This is a genomic window from Mesorhizobium sp. ES1-3 (assembly GCF_020164795.1).
In the GTDB taxonomy this organism is placed as follows: Bacteria; Pseudomonadota; Alphaproteobacteria; order Rhizobiales; family Rhizobiaceae; genus Mesorhizobium.
Genome location: NZ_JAIUGW010000005.1, coordinates 99,170 through 112,376, shown reverse-complemented (window position 1 = coordinate 112,376; position 13,207 = coordinate 99,170). Strand labels below are relative to the sequence as shown.

Annotated in this window: 17 protein-coding genes; 11 read left to right on the top strand and 6 right to left on the bottom strand. The window is 63.3% G+C overall.

Features of this window, described 5'->3' with window-relative positions:
• The first annotated feature begins 44 nt into the window (after nt 1–44).
• On the top strand, nt 45–833 hold the full coding sequence (locus tag LB536_RS09810) for an IclR family transcriptional regulator (RefSeq protein ID WP_224591429.1): 789 nt from the start codon (nt 45–47) through the stop codon (nt 831–833).
• 29 nt (nt 834–862) lie between these two features.
• Here LB536_RS09810 and LB536_RS09805 read toward each other — a convergent pair whose 3' ends face one another.
• Entirely contained in the window at nt 863–1,066 is a 204-nt protein-coding gene (locus LB536_RS09805; protein WP_140754631.1) for a YdcH family protein, read from the bottom strand.
• A gap of 239 nt (nt 1,067–1,305) precedes the next feature.
• Here LB536_RS09805 and LB536_RS09800 point away from each other — a divergent pair, with 239 nt between their 5' ends.
• From LB536_RS09800 to LB536_RS09785, 4 genes are all read left to right on the top strand, one after another.
• Nucleotides 1,306–1,485, top strand: a complete 180-nt coding sequence (locus tag LB536_RS09800; protein WP_127278461.1) for a YdcH family protein — start codon at nt 1,306–1,308, stop codon at nt 1,483–1,485.
• A 348-nt stretch (nt 1,486–1,833) separates the two neighbouring features.
• Complete coding sequence (ispG, locus tag LB536_RS09795) at nt 1,834–3,087, top strand: flavodoxin-dependent (E)-4-hydroxy-3-methylbut-2-enyl-diphosphate synthase (protein ID WP_224591427.1); 1,254 nt, start codon at nt 1,834–1,836, stop codon at nt 3,085–3,087.
• Nucleotides 3,088–3,092: 5 nt separating this feature from the next.
• Entirely contained in the window at nt 3,093–3,947 is an 855-nt protein-coding gene (locus tag LB536_RS09790; RefSeq protein ID WP_224591425.1) for a lytic transglycosylase domain-containing protein, read from the top strand.
• 99 nt (nt 3,948–4,046) lie between these two features.
• Nucleotides 4,047–4,799 (top strand): Stf0 family sulfotransferase, encoded by a 753-nt coding sequence (locus tag LB536_RS09785; RefSeq protein WP_224591423.1) that lies wholly within the window; start codon nt 4,047–4,049, stop codon nt 4,797–4,799.
• 15 nt (nt 4,800–4,814) lie between these two features.
• On the opposite strand, the gene LB536_RS09780 is transcribed toward LB536_RS09785, so the two are convergent.
• Together LB536_RS09780 and LB536_RS09775 are read right to left on the bottom strand one after the other, a co-directional pair.
• Nucleotides 4,815–7,154: a response regulator gene (locus LB536_RS09780; RefSeq protein ID WP_224591422.1), complete on the bottom strand. Its 2,340-nt coding sequence runs from the start codon at nt 7,152–7,154 to the stop codon at nt 4,815–4,817.
• Nucleotides 7,155–7,264: 110 nt separating this feature from the next.
• Entirely contained in the window at nt 7,265–8,182 is a 918-nt protein-coding gene (locus LB536_RS09775; RefSeq protein WP_224591420.1) for a polyprenyl synthetase family protein, read from the bottom strand.
• A gap of 78 nt (nt 8,183–8,260) precedes the next feature.
• Between LB536_RS09775 and LB536_RS09770 the strand changes: the two genes are divergently transcribed.
• The 3 genes from LB536_RS09770 to LB536_RS09760 all read left to right on the top strand — a co-directional run bounded on the left by LB536_RS09770 (nt 8,261) and on the right by LB536_RS09760 (nt 9,999).
• Nucleotides 8,261–9,022 (top strand): biosynthetic peptidoglycan transglycosylase, encoded by a 762-nt coding sequence (locus LB536_RS09770; RefSeq protein WP_224591418.1) that lies wholly within the window; start codon nt 8,261–8,263, stop codon nt 9,020–9,022.
• A gap of 141 nt (nt 9,023–9,163) precedes the next feature.
• The gene (gene rpmF / locus LB536_RS09765; RefSeq protein ID WP_008834724.1) at nt 9,164–9,346 is read left to right on the top strand and encodes a 50S ribosomal protein L32; all 183 of its coding nucleotides are present in this window, start codon (nt 9,164–9,166) and stop codon (nt 9,344–9,346) included.
• Between the two features lie 251 nt (nt 9,347–9,597).
• Nucleotides 9,598–9,999, top strand: coding sequence for a hypothetical protein (locus LB536_RS09760; protein WP_140754613.1), 402 nt, complete (start codon nt 9,598–9,600; stop codon nt 9,997–9,999).
• A gap of 3 nt (nt 10,000–10,002) precedes the next feature.
• Here the strand turns inward: LB536_RS09760 and LB536_RS09755 are convergent, their stop codons facing one another.
• From LB536_RS09755 to LB536_RS09745, 3 genes are all read right to left on the bottom strand, one after another.
• Nucleotides 10,003–10,434: a GlcG/HbpS family heme-binding protein gene (locus LB536_RS09755; RefSeq protein ID WP_224591416.1), complete on the bottom strand. Its 432-nt coding sequence runs from the start codon at nt 10,432–10,434 to the stop codon at nt 10,003–10,005.
• A gap of 165 nt (nt 10,435–10,599) precedes the next feature.
• Nucleotides 10,600–10,833: a hypothetical protein gene (locus LB536_RS09750; RefSeq protein ID WP_135863133.1), complete on the bottom strand. Its 234-nt coding sequence runs from the start codon at nt 10,831–10,833 to the stop codon at nt 10,600–10,602.
• Nucleotides 10,834–10,909: 76 nt separating this feature from the next.
• Complete coding sequence (locus tag LB536_RS09745; RefSeq protein WP_224591414.1) at nt 10,910–11,428, bottom strand: winged helix-turn-helix transcriptional regulator; 519 nt, start codon at nt 11,426–11,428, stop codon at nt 10,910–10,912.
• Nucleotides 11,429–11,688: 260 nt separating this feature from the next.
• Here LB536_RS09745 and LB536_RS09740 point away from each other — a divergent pair, with 260 nt between their 5' ends.
• Genes LB536_RS09740 through LB536_RS09730 form a run of 3 tightly spaced genes read left to right on the top strand, consistent with a single transcriptional unit; the run spans nt 11,689 to nt 13,175 of the window.
• A complete protein-coding gene (locus LB536_RS09740) occupies nt 11,689–12,345 on the top strand; it encodes a glutathione S-transferase family protein (protein WP_224591412.1) in 657 nt (218 codons plus the stop codon).
• Between the two features lie 4 nt (nt 12,346–12,349).
• Nucleotides 12,350–12,673, top strand: a complete 324-nt coding sequence (locus tag LB536_RS09735; RefSeq protein WP_135920007.1) for an ArsR/SmtB family transcription factor — start codon at nt 12,350–12,352, stop codon at nt 12,671–12,673.
• Between the two features lie 37 nt (nt 12,674–12,710).
• Nucleotides 12,711–13,175 (top strand): SRPBCC family protein, encoded by a 465-nt coding sequence (locus LB536_RS09730; protein WP_140809693.1) that lies wholly within the window; start codon nt 12,711–12,713, stop codon nt 13,173–13,175.
• The last annotated feature ends 32 nt before the right edge of the window (nt 13,176–13,207 follow it).

The following is a 13,207-nucleotide window of genomic DNA, read 5'->3' as shown; positions in this document are numbered from 1 at the left end:
GCGTGTATCCTGTACAAGACAGATACTAACACCGGGAATCGACAATGCAAGATGGTAGCGTTTTGGCTGTTTCAGCCGACGAGAAGATGCCGGGCTCCCGTGAAAAGGGTCTCAACCGGGTCCTGAAGATCCTGGAGTTCCTTCACATGACGCAGCGTGCGATCGGCATTGGCGATCTTGCCAAGGGGGTCAATGCGCCGCGTTCGACGACCTACACGCTGGTGCGGTCGCTGGTCGATGCCGGCCTGCTGGAAATGGCCGGCGACGGCAACCGCGTCTATTTCGGCAAGAAGCTCTACCTCTACGGAATGGACTATGTGCGCGGCAACGACCTGTTGCGGCGCGGGCGCCAGGAGGTCGATCATCTGTCGCGCGAGACCGGCGAGACCTCGGAACTGTGCATGCTGCAGAGCGGCCGCTACACGATCGTCCATTCCAGCCCCGGCACCAGGCCGTTCCGCATCAGTTCGGCCACCGGCCTGCAGATACCGCTGCCCTGGACTGCCTCGGGCCGGCTGCTGCTTGCGGGGCTGGAGAGAGCGGCGATCGAAGCCATGGTGTCGGACGACGATCTCGTGCTTCCCGACGGCCGCAAGCTGCGGCTCGAAGATTTCATCGCCGATATCGCAAAGGCAGGGGTGACCGGCTATTGCGTCACCTCGGGCCTGGTCGACGCCTATACGAAATGCCTCGCCGTACCGGTCTTTTCAGCGCCAGGCAAGGTCGAGGCGACGATGTGCCTAGTGGTTCCGATCGATACGTCGGAGGAGCGGACCGCCGATCTCATCGGCCTGTTGCGCGGCCGCGCCGCCGGGCTTTCGATAGGCGGATAGGCGGAAAGTGCCAAGCGGGGTCTCGCGTCTCAGGCGATGATGTCTGGAATGATCTTGTCTTCCAGCTTCATCAGCCGGTCCTTGAGGGCCAGCTTCTTCTTTTTCATGCGCTGGATCTGCAGCGGGTCGCAATTCGTGGCGATCATCGCGTTGATCGCGGCATCGAAATCGGCGTGCTCCTGCTTCAGCCGGGAAAATTCGAGGCGAGTATCGGCCTGTTCCTGATCGGACATTCTCTACCGTCTGCACGTCTGCGGCGCCCAAAACTGGGCCTGATTGGGCGGGGGCGGCAATTTCTGCCACCGGCGCGCAGCCCATATCACATTTCATCTTGTCGTGGAATGCTACCACGCAGCATTCGACATCGCTGCCCGATGGTGGCACACTGTCATCGTGCCGTCACAGATGCGACCTGCGGTGGACGTGCCTTTGGCGGCTGCAATCGAGGAAACCATGAAAGGGAGAACCAATCATGTCTCTTGCATCCCATCTTGATGAGTTGCAGCGGAAACACGGCGACATCGAACGCGAAATCGATGACGCAATGAACCACCCATCGGTGGACGACCTTGAGATCGTAAATCTCAAGCGACGCAAGCTGGCACTCAAGGATGCGATTGAGAAACTGAGGGCGCAACCAACCACGCATTGATCCTCACCTGACATAGCCGCTCACCACTGGCGGTCTTCCTTGCCGGCGGCGCCAGCCGCCGGTGCAGTGGTTTTAAATTCAGCGCTTCCACAAGTCGAAGCTAATATTCGTCAGGCCAATTTATGCCCGGCCGCCGTCAGGTCGTGCTCTGTTTCAGGTCCCTGGCCGGCACCAATTGCTGCCAGTGGCGACCTGTCGCCATTGACAAGCCATCTTTGCTCCTCCACCTCATGCCCGGACTTCAGCGCATCGGACCCGGCTTGTGCGTCCAAGCGGACGCACGGGCTTCGGAGAGACGCATAGCGCTCCAAAGAGACGCATGGCGCTCAGAGACAAAAGGCTGCCGGCATGACCGGATATTTTTCTTCACCTTTCCCCCGCCGAACTTCGGTCGGCGTCGATGTCGGCGGCGTGGTCGTCGGCGGCGGCGCACCGGTCGTCGTCCAGTCGATGACCAATACCGACACCGCCGATATCGACCAGACGGTCGCGCAAGTCGCGGCGCTGCACCGCGCCGGCTCCGAGATCGTGCGCATCACCGTCGACCGCGACGAGAGTGCCGCCGCCGTGCCGCGCATCCATGAGCGACTGTTGCGGCTCGGCATCGATGTGCCGCTGGTCGGCGACTTCCACTATATCGGCCACAAGCTGCTGGCCGACCATCCGGCCTGCGCCGAGGCGCTGGCCAAGTACCGCATCAATCCCGGCAATGTCGGTTTCAAGGACAAGAAGGACCGGCAGTTCACCGACATCGTCGAGATGGCGATCAAGCACGGCAAGCCGGTACGCATCGGCGTCAATTGGGGCTCGCTCGACCAGGAGCTGTTGACCCGGCTGATGGACGACAACCAGGACAAGGGTTTCCCCCTGACGGCGCAGGAAGTGACGCGCGAGGCGATCGTGCAGTCGGCGATCCTGTCGGCCGAGATGGCCGAAGAGATTGGCCTCAGCCGCGAAAAAATCATCCTGTCGGCCAAGGTCAGTGGCGTGCAGGACCTGATCGCCGTCTACACCGAGCTCGCCACCCGTTCCAACCACGCGCTGCATCTCGGCCTCACCGAAGCCGGCATGGGTTCCAAAGGCATCGTTGCCTCTTCCGCCGCCATGGGCATCCTCCTGCAGCAAGGCATCGGCGACACCATCCGCATCTCGCTGACGCCGGAGCCCAATGGCGACCGCACCCGCGAAGTGCAGGTGTCGCAGGAACTGCTGCAGACCATGGGCTTCCGGCAGTTCGTGCCGATCGTCGCGGCCTGCCCCGGCTGCGGCCGCACCACCTCCACCGTGTTTCAGGAACTGGCTCAAAACATCCAGGCGGACCTGCGCAAGAACATGCCGGTGTGGCGTGAGAAATATCCGGGCGTCGAGAACCTCAAGATCGCGGTGATGGGCTGCATCGTCAACGGCCCGGGGGAATCCAAGCATGCCGATATCGGCATTTCGCTGCCCGGCACCGGCGAGACGCCGACCGCGCCGGTCTTCGTCGACGGCAAGAAGGCGGCGACGCTGCGCGGGCCGTCGATCGCGGCGGATTTCGAGAAAATGGTCGCCGACTATATCGAACAGAGGTTCGGTCAGGGCGGCAAGGCCGCGGCAGAGTAGGTCAAATGCGGCGTTTCCCCTGGGCGACGCTGATTTTCCTGTGCGGCATGGCCTTGTCGACGCTTGCCGAGGCCGATCCGCCGCAATCGGCCAAGCAGCGGCTGATCGACAAGGTCTGCAACCTGATCCAGGCGCATGCCGACCAGAACGGTTTGCCCCGGGACTTCTTCGCCCGCCTTATCTGGAAGGAAAGCCGTTTCGATCCCAATGCCGTGAGCCCCGTCGGCGCCGAAGGCATCGCCCAGTTCATGCCGGGGACCGCCAAGATGCGGGGGCTGGAAAACTCCTTCGACATCAACCAGGCGATCCCGGCGTCGGCCAGATATCTCGCCGAAATGAAGACCAGCTATGGCAATCTCGGCTTGGCGGCGGCGGCCTACAATGCCGGTGAGAGCCGGGTGTCGCGCTGGCTGAATTCCGGCGGCTTCCTGCCGATGGAGACGGAAAGCTATGTGTTCGACGTGATGGGCGAGCCGGTCGACAAGTTCACTGACCGCGGCTATGCCGGAAAAGTCGAGCCACTCGATGCCAAGCTGGATTTCGCGGTCGCCTGCCGCAAGCTGCCGGTGATCATGTCGAAGACCGTGGCGATGGCCTCGATCAACATCAAGCCATGGGGCGTCCAGGTCGCGGGTAATTTCCGTCGCAGCGCCGCGATCAGCCAATGGCTCAGGGTGCGGGGCCGTTTTCCGGCCCTGCTTGCCGGGCATGATCCGGTGGTGAGCCGGGTGCGCACGCCGATCGGCCGGCGCGGCATCTACGCCGTCAGGATCGGGATCGACGACCGCGCCGCCGCCAATGTCATCTGCCAGAAACTGCAAGGCGTCGGTGGCGCATGCGTGGTGGTGCGCAATCGGTAAGGGCTTGAAGACGGCGCCCGTCGCATCCAGCAACGATTTCAGCTATAGCGGCGGCCACCATCTTCCCCTGGGCAGCAGCCCTGTCATGCGCGAGCGCCCATGTTCGACGGATACATCCTCTGCGGCACGCCCAGAACCGGCAGCACTTTGCTGTGCAAGCTGCTGGCGGCCACCGGAACGACCGGCGATCCCCACTCATTCTATCGGAGGCAGGATATATCGGAGTGGGCCGAGGACTGGGGACTGCCGGCTCGCGACACGATGGGCGAGCCTGAATTCCAGCTTGCCTATCTCAATGCGGCAATCACTGCCGGGAAGGGTGGCACTGAAATCTTCGGCTTGCGCCTGATGCGGGAAAATCTGGACGAGCTTTCCGCGATCCTCGACCGGATTTTTGCGGGGCTTGCGTCGGACAAAGCGCGTTTCGAGAAGGCTTTTGGCCGTGTCCTCTACATACACCTGTCTCGCGAAAACAAGCTCGCGCAGGCTGTCTCCCTGATCAAGGCACAGCAAACCGGTCTTTGGCATATCGCCCCCGACGGAGCCGAAATCGAAAGGGTGGGGCCTGCCAGGGAACCTCACTATGATTTCGAGCGCATCAAGGGCGAGGTCGACGAGCTGGAAGCCTATGATATGGCCTGGAACACCTGGTTCGCGCAACAGGGCATAGCGCCATTGCGGATCGGCTATGAGCGCCTTGCCGCCGAGCCGGCCGCGGCATTGCTACGCATTTGCGAAGCCCTGGGCGTCCGGGCGCCGGATGCCCAGCATGTCAGGCCCGGCGTGGCGAAGCTCGCCGACGAGACAAGCCTGGACTGGATGCGCCGCTTTCATCTGGACGCAGCCGTCTGAGGCGTTGATGGGTGGTCAGGCCGTCTTGGCCACCACCGTCTCGCTGAGCCATGTGCCGATCTTGGCGCCGAGGCGATCGGGCGAAACGGGCTTGGGCAGATAGTCGTCCATGCCGGCCTCGATGCACTTGTCGCGGTCGCCCTTCAGCGCATGGGCGGTGACGCCGATGATCGGGATGTGGCCTCCCGACGACGCCTCGATCGCCCGGATGGCGCGTGTCGCCTCGTAGCCGTTCATTTCCGGCATCGACACGTCCATCAGAACCAGTCTCGGATGCAGCGACCGGTACATCTCGACCGCGGTGCGGCCATTGCCGGCGATACGGTAGCTCAGGCCGAGCCCATTGAGGATCTGGCCGAACACCATCTGGTTCACGTCATTGTCCTCGGCGATGAGGATGTCGATCGGGCTGTTCGGCGCGGCATTCAAGTCTGGCACCGGAGCGGCTGGTACGGCGGGGCCCCGGATAACCGTGAAGGCCGGCGGAGTCGTCTGAGGCTTCGGTTGGACCGGCTCGCGAACGAACCGCGCCTTGCCGACCTGCGAGCGCGCTTTCTGGATGACCGAGATGACCGTGCCGAGCAGGACCGCCGACCGCGCCGGCTTGGTCAGATGCGCCGCAATGCCGAAATCAATGATCATCTTGCCGAAATCGACCTGGTCGACCGAGGTCAGGATAACGACCGGAATGGTGGACAGCCGGCTGTCGGCGGCGATGGCCCGGGCGACATCGGCGCCGTTCATGCCAGGCATCTGATAGTCGAGGATGATGCAATCGACGCTGGCGCCGAGTTGGCAGGCGCGATCGAGGAAGGCGAGGCCCACCGCGCCGCTTTCGGCGGCGGCGCAGTCGAAGCTCCAGCTTCTGAGCTGTTCGAGCAGGATCTCGCGGTTGACCGGATTGTCATCGATGACCAGCACGCGCGCGCCGGTGACGTCCACCGGCACGATCGCGTCGCGCGCCTCGGCACGATGGACCGGCAGCGGCACGGCGAACCAGAAGACGGAGCCGCGGCCGATCTCGCTTTCGACGCCGATCTTGCCGGACATCAGGTCGACGAGACGGGCGGCGATGGCGAGTCCGAGGCCGGTGCCTTCGTGACGGCGAGTCGAGGAGCCGTCGACCTGGGCGAACTTCTCGAACACGTTCTGCAATTTCTCTGCCGGGATGCCGATGCCGGTGTCTTCGACGCGCAGCTTGAGCTGGACGATGTCGTTGACGGTTTCGCCGCCTACATCGATCAGCACATGGCCCTTCTCGGTGAATTTGACCGCATTGCCGACCAGGTTGGTGACGATCTGCCGAAAGCGGCCGGCGTCGCCGACGACATAGGCCGGCAGCCTGGGGTCGACGCGCACGATGAGTTCCAGATTCTTCTCGGCGACACGCGCCGAGACAAGCGTCGCCACATCCTCCACCGCTTCCGAGAGGCGGAAAGGAGCAGGGTCTAGCGTCAGCTGCCCGGCATTGATCTTCGAAAAATCGAGAATGTCGTTGATGATGGTGAGCAGCGCGTTGCCCGATTTGACGATGACGTCGGTGAAGGTCTTCTGGCGCGGGTTCAGTTCGGTCTTGGCCAGCAACTCGGCCATGCCGAGCACGCCGTTCATCGGCGTGCGGATCTCGTGGCTCATGTTGGCCAGGAATTCCGACTTGGCGCGGTCGGCGGCCTCTGCCTTGAACAAGGATTCGGCCGACTGGGCAAAGGCGCGGCGGATCGCCTGTTCCATCGGCCGGAAGATCCAGAGAGCGACGATGGCCAGGACGGCGAACAACAGGCCGCTCGCCCATAATAGCAGCCGGTCGCTGGAGGCGTCCGCCAGATGGCGTTCGTCGTCCATGGCGGTGCGGACACGCACCAGCATGGGCTGAACGAACAGGTCGTTCTGGTTGCGGATTTCGCGAGAGCTCCATTCGTCGGTCTTTTGCGCCACCGACATCAGGTTGAAGTTGCGAACCATGTCACGCGGCGACCAGAACAGATCGCCATTGACGGAAGCGGCCGCGAGCTCATCGACGGTCTTGGCCGACAGGCGCGGACGTATCGCGGCCAGCTGTGCGGTCAGCGTCTCGATCTCGCCGGTCAGACGCTCGGAATGGTCGCGCGCCGAAGCCGTCAGCGCATCGCGCGTCTCGATCCGCCAGGCGGAACCGGTTGTCTCGGCGAAGCTGGTGGCGTTGCGCAGGTCGCGGGTGAAAACGACGAGGTTGCTGCTCAGCGCATCGATTTCATGGCGCAAGGAATTGACGCGATTGAGCGCACCCATGATGGCGGCTGAAGTCAGCGCGAAAACCAACAATCCTGAGAGATAACGTATCCGGACGGACCGGATGAAGGAAGAATATTCCGGCATGCGCAACCCCAACACATACGCATTCTAAGAATTGGGATTACGCTTCATTTACATTAAGATTTCGTTGGCACAACCACAGGTGCAATGCGCGACCCGATAGGGGCCTGCCGTCAGCTGTCGCGGGTTGCCACGAAGGTCGCGGCGGCCTTCAGCAGGGCCGCCTTTTCGCCATAGGGTTCGAGCAGCGCGTGCGCCTGGCCGACGAGGCCGTCGAGCTGCTTGCGTGCCCAATCCGCGCCGTGCAAGGCCACCAGCGTACCCTTGCCGGCGGCGGCATCCTTGCCGGTCGCCTTGCCCATCTGCCTGGCGTCGGCCGTCAAGTCCAGCAGGTCGTCGGCGAGCTGGAAGGCAAGGCCGATCGCCGACCCGAACTCGGCCAGCCGTTCGCGGTCATCCGACTGTGCGCCGGCCAGGATTGCACCCGCCTCGCAGGCGAAGCGGATCAAGGCCCCGGTCTTCATCGCCTGCAGCCGGATGATGCCGGCCTCGTCCGGTCGCACCTGCTCGGCTTCGAGATCGAGCTTCTGGCCGCCGACCATGCCGCCGGCCCCGGCGGCGCGGGCCAGCGCCAGCACAAGGGCTGCGCGCCGCTCGGCCGGCAGCGCGGTCGCTTCGGCGGCGAGGATATCGAAGGCGAGCGTCAGCAGTGCGTCGCCGGCCAGGATTGCGGTGGCCTCGTCGAAGGCCTTGTGCACGGTCGGCTGGCCGCGGCGCAGGTCATCGTCATCCATCGCCGGCAGGTCGTCATGAATCAGCGAATAGCAATGCACGCATTCGAGTGCCGCCGCGACGCGCAGCGCCGCTTCGCCATCGGCGGAGAACAGGCCCGCACTCTCCATGACCAGGAAGGGGCGCAGGCGCTTGCCGCCGTTCAGCACGCCATGGCGCATCGCCGCCATCAGGCGATCGGGCCGCGCGATCTCGCCCGATAGCGGGCGATCGTCGAGCAACCGACGCAGCATCACCTCGACGGCGGCCGCGCGCCTGATGAGCGCCCTTTCGAACGCCATTTCGTCCTCATTCGTCATGGCCGGGACCGGTAGCCGACACTCAGACGTTGCGCAAGAAGGCAAGCGCCATTATGCCGGAGCAAGGAGAAGTACGGGTTGGGCGGCTTGGCGGAACCGATCGTCGATCATGATACCGAAAAGCTGGACATGGCGACGAGATCGCGAGGCGTGAACCGCCGCAGTCTCAGGCGCTGGGTGCGGCGTGGCATCGTCGTGGCCGCCGTGCTGGCGCTTATCCCGGTGGCACTGACCTTTCTCTACCTGCCGTCCTTCGTGCATCCGGTATCGACGCTGATGCTGAAGGACCTTGCTACCTTCTCCGGCTACGACCGGCGCTGGGTTTCCATTGATGACGTGGCGCCCGTGCTCGCCCATTCGGTCATCATGTCGGAGGACGGGCAGTTCTGCTTCCACCGCGGCGTCGATCTCGGCGAGCTCAGGAGCGTCGTCGACGATGCGCTGGCCGGCGAGGCGACGCGCGGCGCCTCGACCATCACCATGCAAACGGTGAAGAACCTGTTCCTCTGGTCGCGGCCGCTGGGCAGCGTGCGCAAGATCGTCGAACTGCCGCTGGCCGTCTATTTCGACGCGGTGATGTCGAAACGGCGCATCATGGAGATCTATCTCAACATCGCCGAATGGGGGCCGGGCATCTACGGCATCGAGGCGGCGGCGCAGCACCATTTCGGCATTTCCGCAAAGCAGTTGTCGCGCCGGCAGGCCGCGTTGCTCGCCGTCACGCTGCCCAATCCGATCGCCCGCAATCCGGCAAAACCCGGGCCGGGCCTCCGACGACTCGCCAACCTGATCGAGCGGCGCGCGGGCCGCTCAGGCGCTTATGTCGGCTGCCTGGAATAGCCGCCACAAAAAAGATTCACCGCAGTGCTGGCCAAAACGGTGTCAGGCGTGTATAGGCACCCGACTTTCTCAGATTTAGGCCCCGACATGGCCCTTTCACGAGGGCGGGCGGGGCTTTTGACCATGTAGTGGAGCATATCCATGGCCGTTCCGAAACGCAAAACCTCTCCGTCCAAGCGCGGCATGCGCCGCTCGGCCGACGCCCTCAAGGCCCCGACCTATGTCGAGGACAAGAATTCCGGCGAAATGCGCCGCCCGCACCACATCGACCTGAAGACAGGCATGTATCGCGGTCGCCAGGTGCTGACGCCCAAGGAAAGCTGAGCCCAGCTTTTCCGAAGGTTAGAGTTACAAAAGACCGGCCTCTAGCCGGTCTTTTTGCGTTGGCTCGCCGTACACGCCGGCTACTTCAAGCGCTGAGCTTTCGTCTCTCGTTTTTCCATGTCGGCCGGGCAACCGGCTGACATGGTTGTTGCATCCGGTCTTCGACCGTGTTTGCGGCCACGCACGAAAAATCTTGACGCCGTGCCTGCGGCGCATTCTACAGAAGGTGCCCCCATATATGGAGACGCCAGATGTTCGGTGCCGTCCCGCTTTTGATCGTGCCTTTCGTGCTCTACAATCTCGGCCTGCTCGGTATATTCGGCGGCGGCGACGATCCGTGGGCGAGCGAGATATTCTCGTTCCGCATGATGTCGGGCGGCGTGTTCTCGATGACGCTCGGCGACCTGATCGTGCTGATCGGGCTGATCTTCCTGTTCCTCGAAATGGTGAAGTCGGCGCGCACGACCACGGCGTCGATCATGGACCATCTCCTGTCGACGCTTGTCTTCGTCGCTTTCCTGGTCGAGTTCCTGCTGGTGAAAGGTGCGGCGCACTCCATCTTCTTCACGCTGATGATCATCGCGCTGTTCGACGTGATGGCCGGTTTCGCGGTGTCGATGCGGTCGGCCAGCCGCGACATCAATTTGAATTGAGCCTCAGCCCGGATCGGCGGTGAAGCCGGCGGCTTCGATGCCGGCAATCGCGGCCGCCTCGTCATTGTCCGACGTGTCGCCGGAAATGCCGACGGCGCCAATGATCGCGCCGGCCTTGTCGCGGATCAGCACGCCGCCGACGACCGGCAGCACGCGTCCCCCCGACACGTCGGAAATGCCGGCAACCAGATGCGGCCGCTCCTTGGCGAAGGCCTCGACCTTGCGCGAGCCCATGCCGATCGCCAGCGCGCCATAGGCCTTGCCCGCCGACATTTGCGGGCGCAGGAACGAAGCGCCGTCCTGGCGCTGGAAGGCGACCAGATGTCCGCCGGCGTCGAGCACCGAGACGCCGAGCGGCTTGAGCTTGAGATCGGTGCCGCTGGCGAAGGCGGCATTGATGATCTCGACGGCTTTTTCGAGCGACAACGCGGTCATGGCAATCTCCTGTTGAATAACCCGATCATCGGCGGCCAGCCGGGCGAGGCAATCCCGGTTTTGGTTGAAATTGCTTCCCGTGAAGCAGCGGGATGAAGGCGCACCTGTCCGATGGCGTCACGACCGCTCGGTTCAAGGCGAGGAATTGGCGGAGAGGCGGGAGCGTTACTTTTTCTTGGCGCGGGCCGGCTTCTTGGCGGGGGCGGCAGGCGTGTTGGCCAGATCTTCGGCTTCCTTGGCGAGCCGCAGCGCCCGCAGCTTGTCGGTCTTGGCCTTGCGGGCGTCGCTCTCGGCGACATACTCGGCCATGGCCTTCTGACGGACCGTCGCCGCCTCTTCCTGCTTCTTGAAGCGCAGGTCGGCACGCGCGCGGGCAGTGTCCCTAGAGTTCTCAACCAAGAGTCTATCCAATCCCGTCACGTGTGATTTCCGTCCCTTGTAGCAGAGCCGGCCTCTCAACGGGGAAAATAGTTGGTCAGGCGGCCGGGCCGGCGCTGCGGGCCTTTTCGGCGACGACCGCCTCATAGGCGGCCTGCAGCGTCGCGCGGACAGAGGGGCCGGGCGCATCGAGGGGGGTGCCGAGGTGCTCATGGCGCAACTCGTCCATGAATTTCTCCCACATCGGCGGTCCGCCCTTTTCCAGGAGTTCGGCGCGGATCGAAAGTTCCTCGCTGGTCGGCAGCCAGACGCGGCCCCAGGCGCCGAGATGGGCCAGGATGGGCACCAGCGTGATGGCCATCTCGGTCAGGCTGTAGATCGCCTTCTGCTTGTGACTGGGATCGTCCGCCTTGGTCAGCATGCCGAGCTCCAACAGCCGCTTCAACCGGTCTGCGAGGATGTTGGAGGCAATACCTTCCATCGACCCGTTGAGCAGTTCACGAAAATGGCGCCTGCCGCCGAAAATCATGTCGCGCAGGATGATCAGGCTCCAGCGGTCGCCGAACACCTCGAGCGAGAGGTTGATCGGGCAGCCGGACCGGCGATCGAGGGTCATTCGATTTTTCTCCACAAAACCGGTTGCATTATCGTATCGGTCTTAGTATCGTGCAACCGATTGCAAAATGCAAGCAGATGAGGGGGGCCATAAATCCGGTGCTGCTGCTGATCATGGGCGCGATGGCCTCGGTGGCCAGAGGCCATCGTCGCGCACTTCCGATCCAGTTGAGACTTCGCGGGTGAGCCTTGACGAGCGAGGCTTGCCGCAATAGTTAAGTGAATGCTTCAGTGTTGCCGCAAAAACAGACGAGAACAAGAATGTCCCTGATCCTGCATTTCCATCCGCTGGCTTCCTTCTGCTGGAAGCCGCTGATCGCGCTCTACGAGAACGACACGGCCTTCGAGCCGGTCATCGTCGACCTTGGCGACGAGCAATCGCGCGCGGCCTTCCTGAAGATTTCGCCGACCGGCAAGATGCCGGCGCTGCGCGACGATAGGCGCGACCGCACGGTGCTGGAATCGACCATCGTCGTGGAATATCTGGCCGCGCACTATCCGGGACCGATCGACCTCGTTCCCGCCGACATCGACCTGGCGCTGGCGGTCCGCCAGGCCGACCGCTTCTATGATTTCTATGTGCAGGAACCGATGCAAAAGATCGTCGGTGACAGGTTGCGGCCGCAGGGCGAGACCGATCCATTCGGTGTCGAGCAGGCGCGCGGCCAGTTGCGCAATTCCTACGCCATCATCGAACGGGAGATGCAGTCGAGAGAATGGGCTGTGGGCGATGCCTTCACCATGGCCGATTGCGCGGCGTCTCCGGCACTCTTCTACGCCAACAAGGTCGAGCCGTTCGGCGACAACTATCCCGCCGTGAAGCGCTATCACGACCGCTTGCTGCAGCGCGCCGCCTTCATCAGGGTGATCGAGGAGGCGCAGCCCTATTTCAAGTTCTTCCCCTACAACAACGGCTGATCGCGTGTTGCACGATCCGGCCCAGCTCGACCTGATGTTCCAGGCGCTCGCAGATCCGGCGCGACGGCAGATGGTCGACCGGTTGTCACGCGGCCCCGCCTCGGTGAGCCAATTGGCCGAGCCGCTGGCGATGTCGCTGTCGGCGGTCGTCCAGCACCTCAACCTCCTTGAGGCGAGCGGCCTCGTGCGCACGCAGAAGGTCGGGCGGGTGCGCACCTGCCAGATCGATCCGAAGGCGCTGCGAGCGGCCGAGCACTGGATCAATGAGCGGCGCCTGTCATGGGAGCGCCGGCTGGATCGGCTCGGCGATTTCCTGGCCGAGAGCTAGAGAGGAATATGTCATGTCGAAGATCGAGGAAGGTTTCATGACTGAACGATCCGTTGTCCATTCCACCTTTGTCGTCGAGCGGAGTTATCCGGTGGCACCGGCGAAAGTCTTCTCCGCGTTCAGCAGCCCGGATGCCAAGCGGCGCTGGTTCGTCGATCCCCATGACCCGGCGCCAAGCCGGCACGAGATGGACTTCCGCGTCGGCGGCAAGGAGGTCAATGCCGGCTGCCCGAGCGATGGGCAGATGCATTTCTTCAACGCGGTCTATCAGGACATCGTGCCGGACCAGCGCATCGTCTATAGCTATGAGTTGCTGTTCGGCGAAACCCGTGTCTCGGTGTCGCTGGCGACGATCGAATTTGTGGCGGAAAGCGGCGGCACGCGGCTTGTGATGACGGAGCAGGGGGCCTTCTTCGATGGCCACGACACCCCGGCCACGCGCGAGCATGGAACGGGCGAACTGCTAGACGCGCTCGACGCTTTCGTGAATTCGCAGTCCTGAACCAGCGGGTCGGGTGCGGCGTCGAGAACTGA

Bases quoted from the DNA above. Each gene is read 5' to 3' on its own strand.
- LB536_RS09810 (WP_224591429.1), top strand. From the start codon at position 45: ATGCAAGATGGTAGCGTTTTGGCTGTTTCAGCCGACGAGAAGATGCCG.
- LB536_RS09805 (WP_140754631.1), bottom strand. From the start codon at position 1,066: ATGTCCGATCAGGAACAGGCCGATACTCGCCTCGAATTTTCCCGGCTG.
- LB536_RS09800 (WP_127278461.1), top strand. From the start codon at position 1,306: ATGTCTCTTGCATCCCATCTTGATGAGTTGCAGCGGAAACACGGCGAC.
- ispG (WP_224591427.1), top strand. From the start codon at position 1,834: ATGACCGGATATTTTTCTTCACCTTTCCCCCGCCGAACTTCGGTCGGC.
- LB536_RS09790 (WP_224591425.1), top strand. From the start codon at position 3,093: ATGCGGCGTTTCCCCTGGGCGACGCTGATTTTCCTGTGCGGCATGGCC.
- LB536_RS09785 (WP_224591423.1), top strand. From the start codon at position 4,047: ATGTTCGACGGATACATCCTCTGCGGCACGCCCAGAACCGGCAGCACT.
- LB536_RS09780 (WP_224591422.1), bottom strand. From the start codon at position 7,154: ATGCCGGAATATTCTTCCTTCATCCGGTCCGTCCGGATACGTTATCTC.
- LB536_RS09775 (WP_224591420.1), bottom strand. From the start codon at position 8,182: ATGACGAATGAGGACGAAATGGCGTTCGAAAGGGCGCTCATCAGGCGC.
- rpmF (WP_008834724.1), top strand. From the start codon at position 9,164: ATGGCCGTTCCGAAACGCAAAACCTCTCCGTCCAAGCGCGGCATGCGC.
- LB536_RS09760 (WP_140754613.1), top strand. From the start codon at position 9,598: ATGTTCGGTGCCGTCCCGCTTTTGATCGTGCCTTTCGTGCTCTACAAT.
- LB536_RS09755 (WP_224591416.1), bottom strand. From the start codon at position 10,434: ATGACCGCGTTGTCGCTCGAAAAAGCCGTCGAGATCATCAATGCCGCC.
- LB536_RS09745 (WP_224591414.1), bottom strand. From the start codon at position 11,428: ATGACCCTCGATCGCCGGTCCGGCTGCCCGATCAACCTCTCGCTCGAG.
- LB536_RS09740 (WP_224591412.1), top strand. From the start codon at position 11,689: ATGTCCCTGATCCTGCATTTCCATCCGCTGGCTTCCTTCTGCTGGAAG.
- LB536_RS09730 (WP_140809693.1), top strand. From the start codon at position 12,711: ATGACTGAACGATCCGTTGTCCATTCCACCTTTGTCGTCGAGCGGAGT.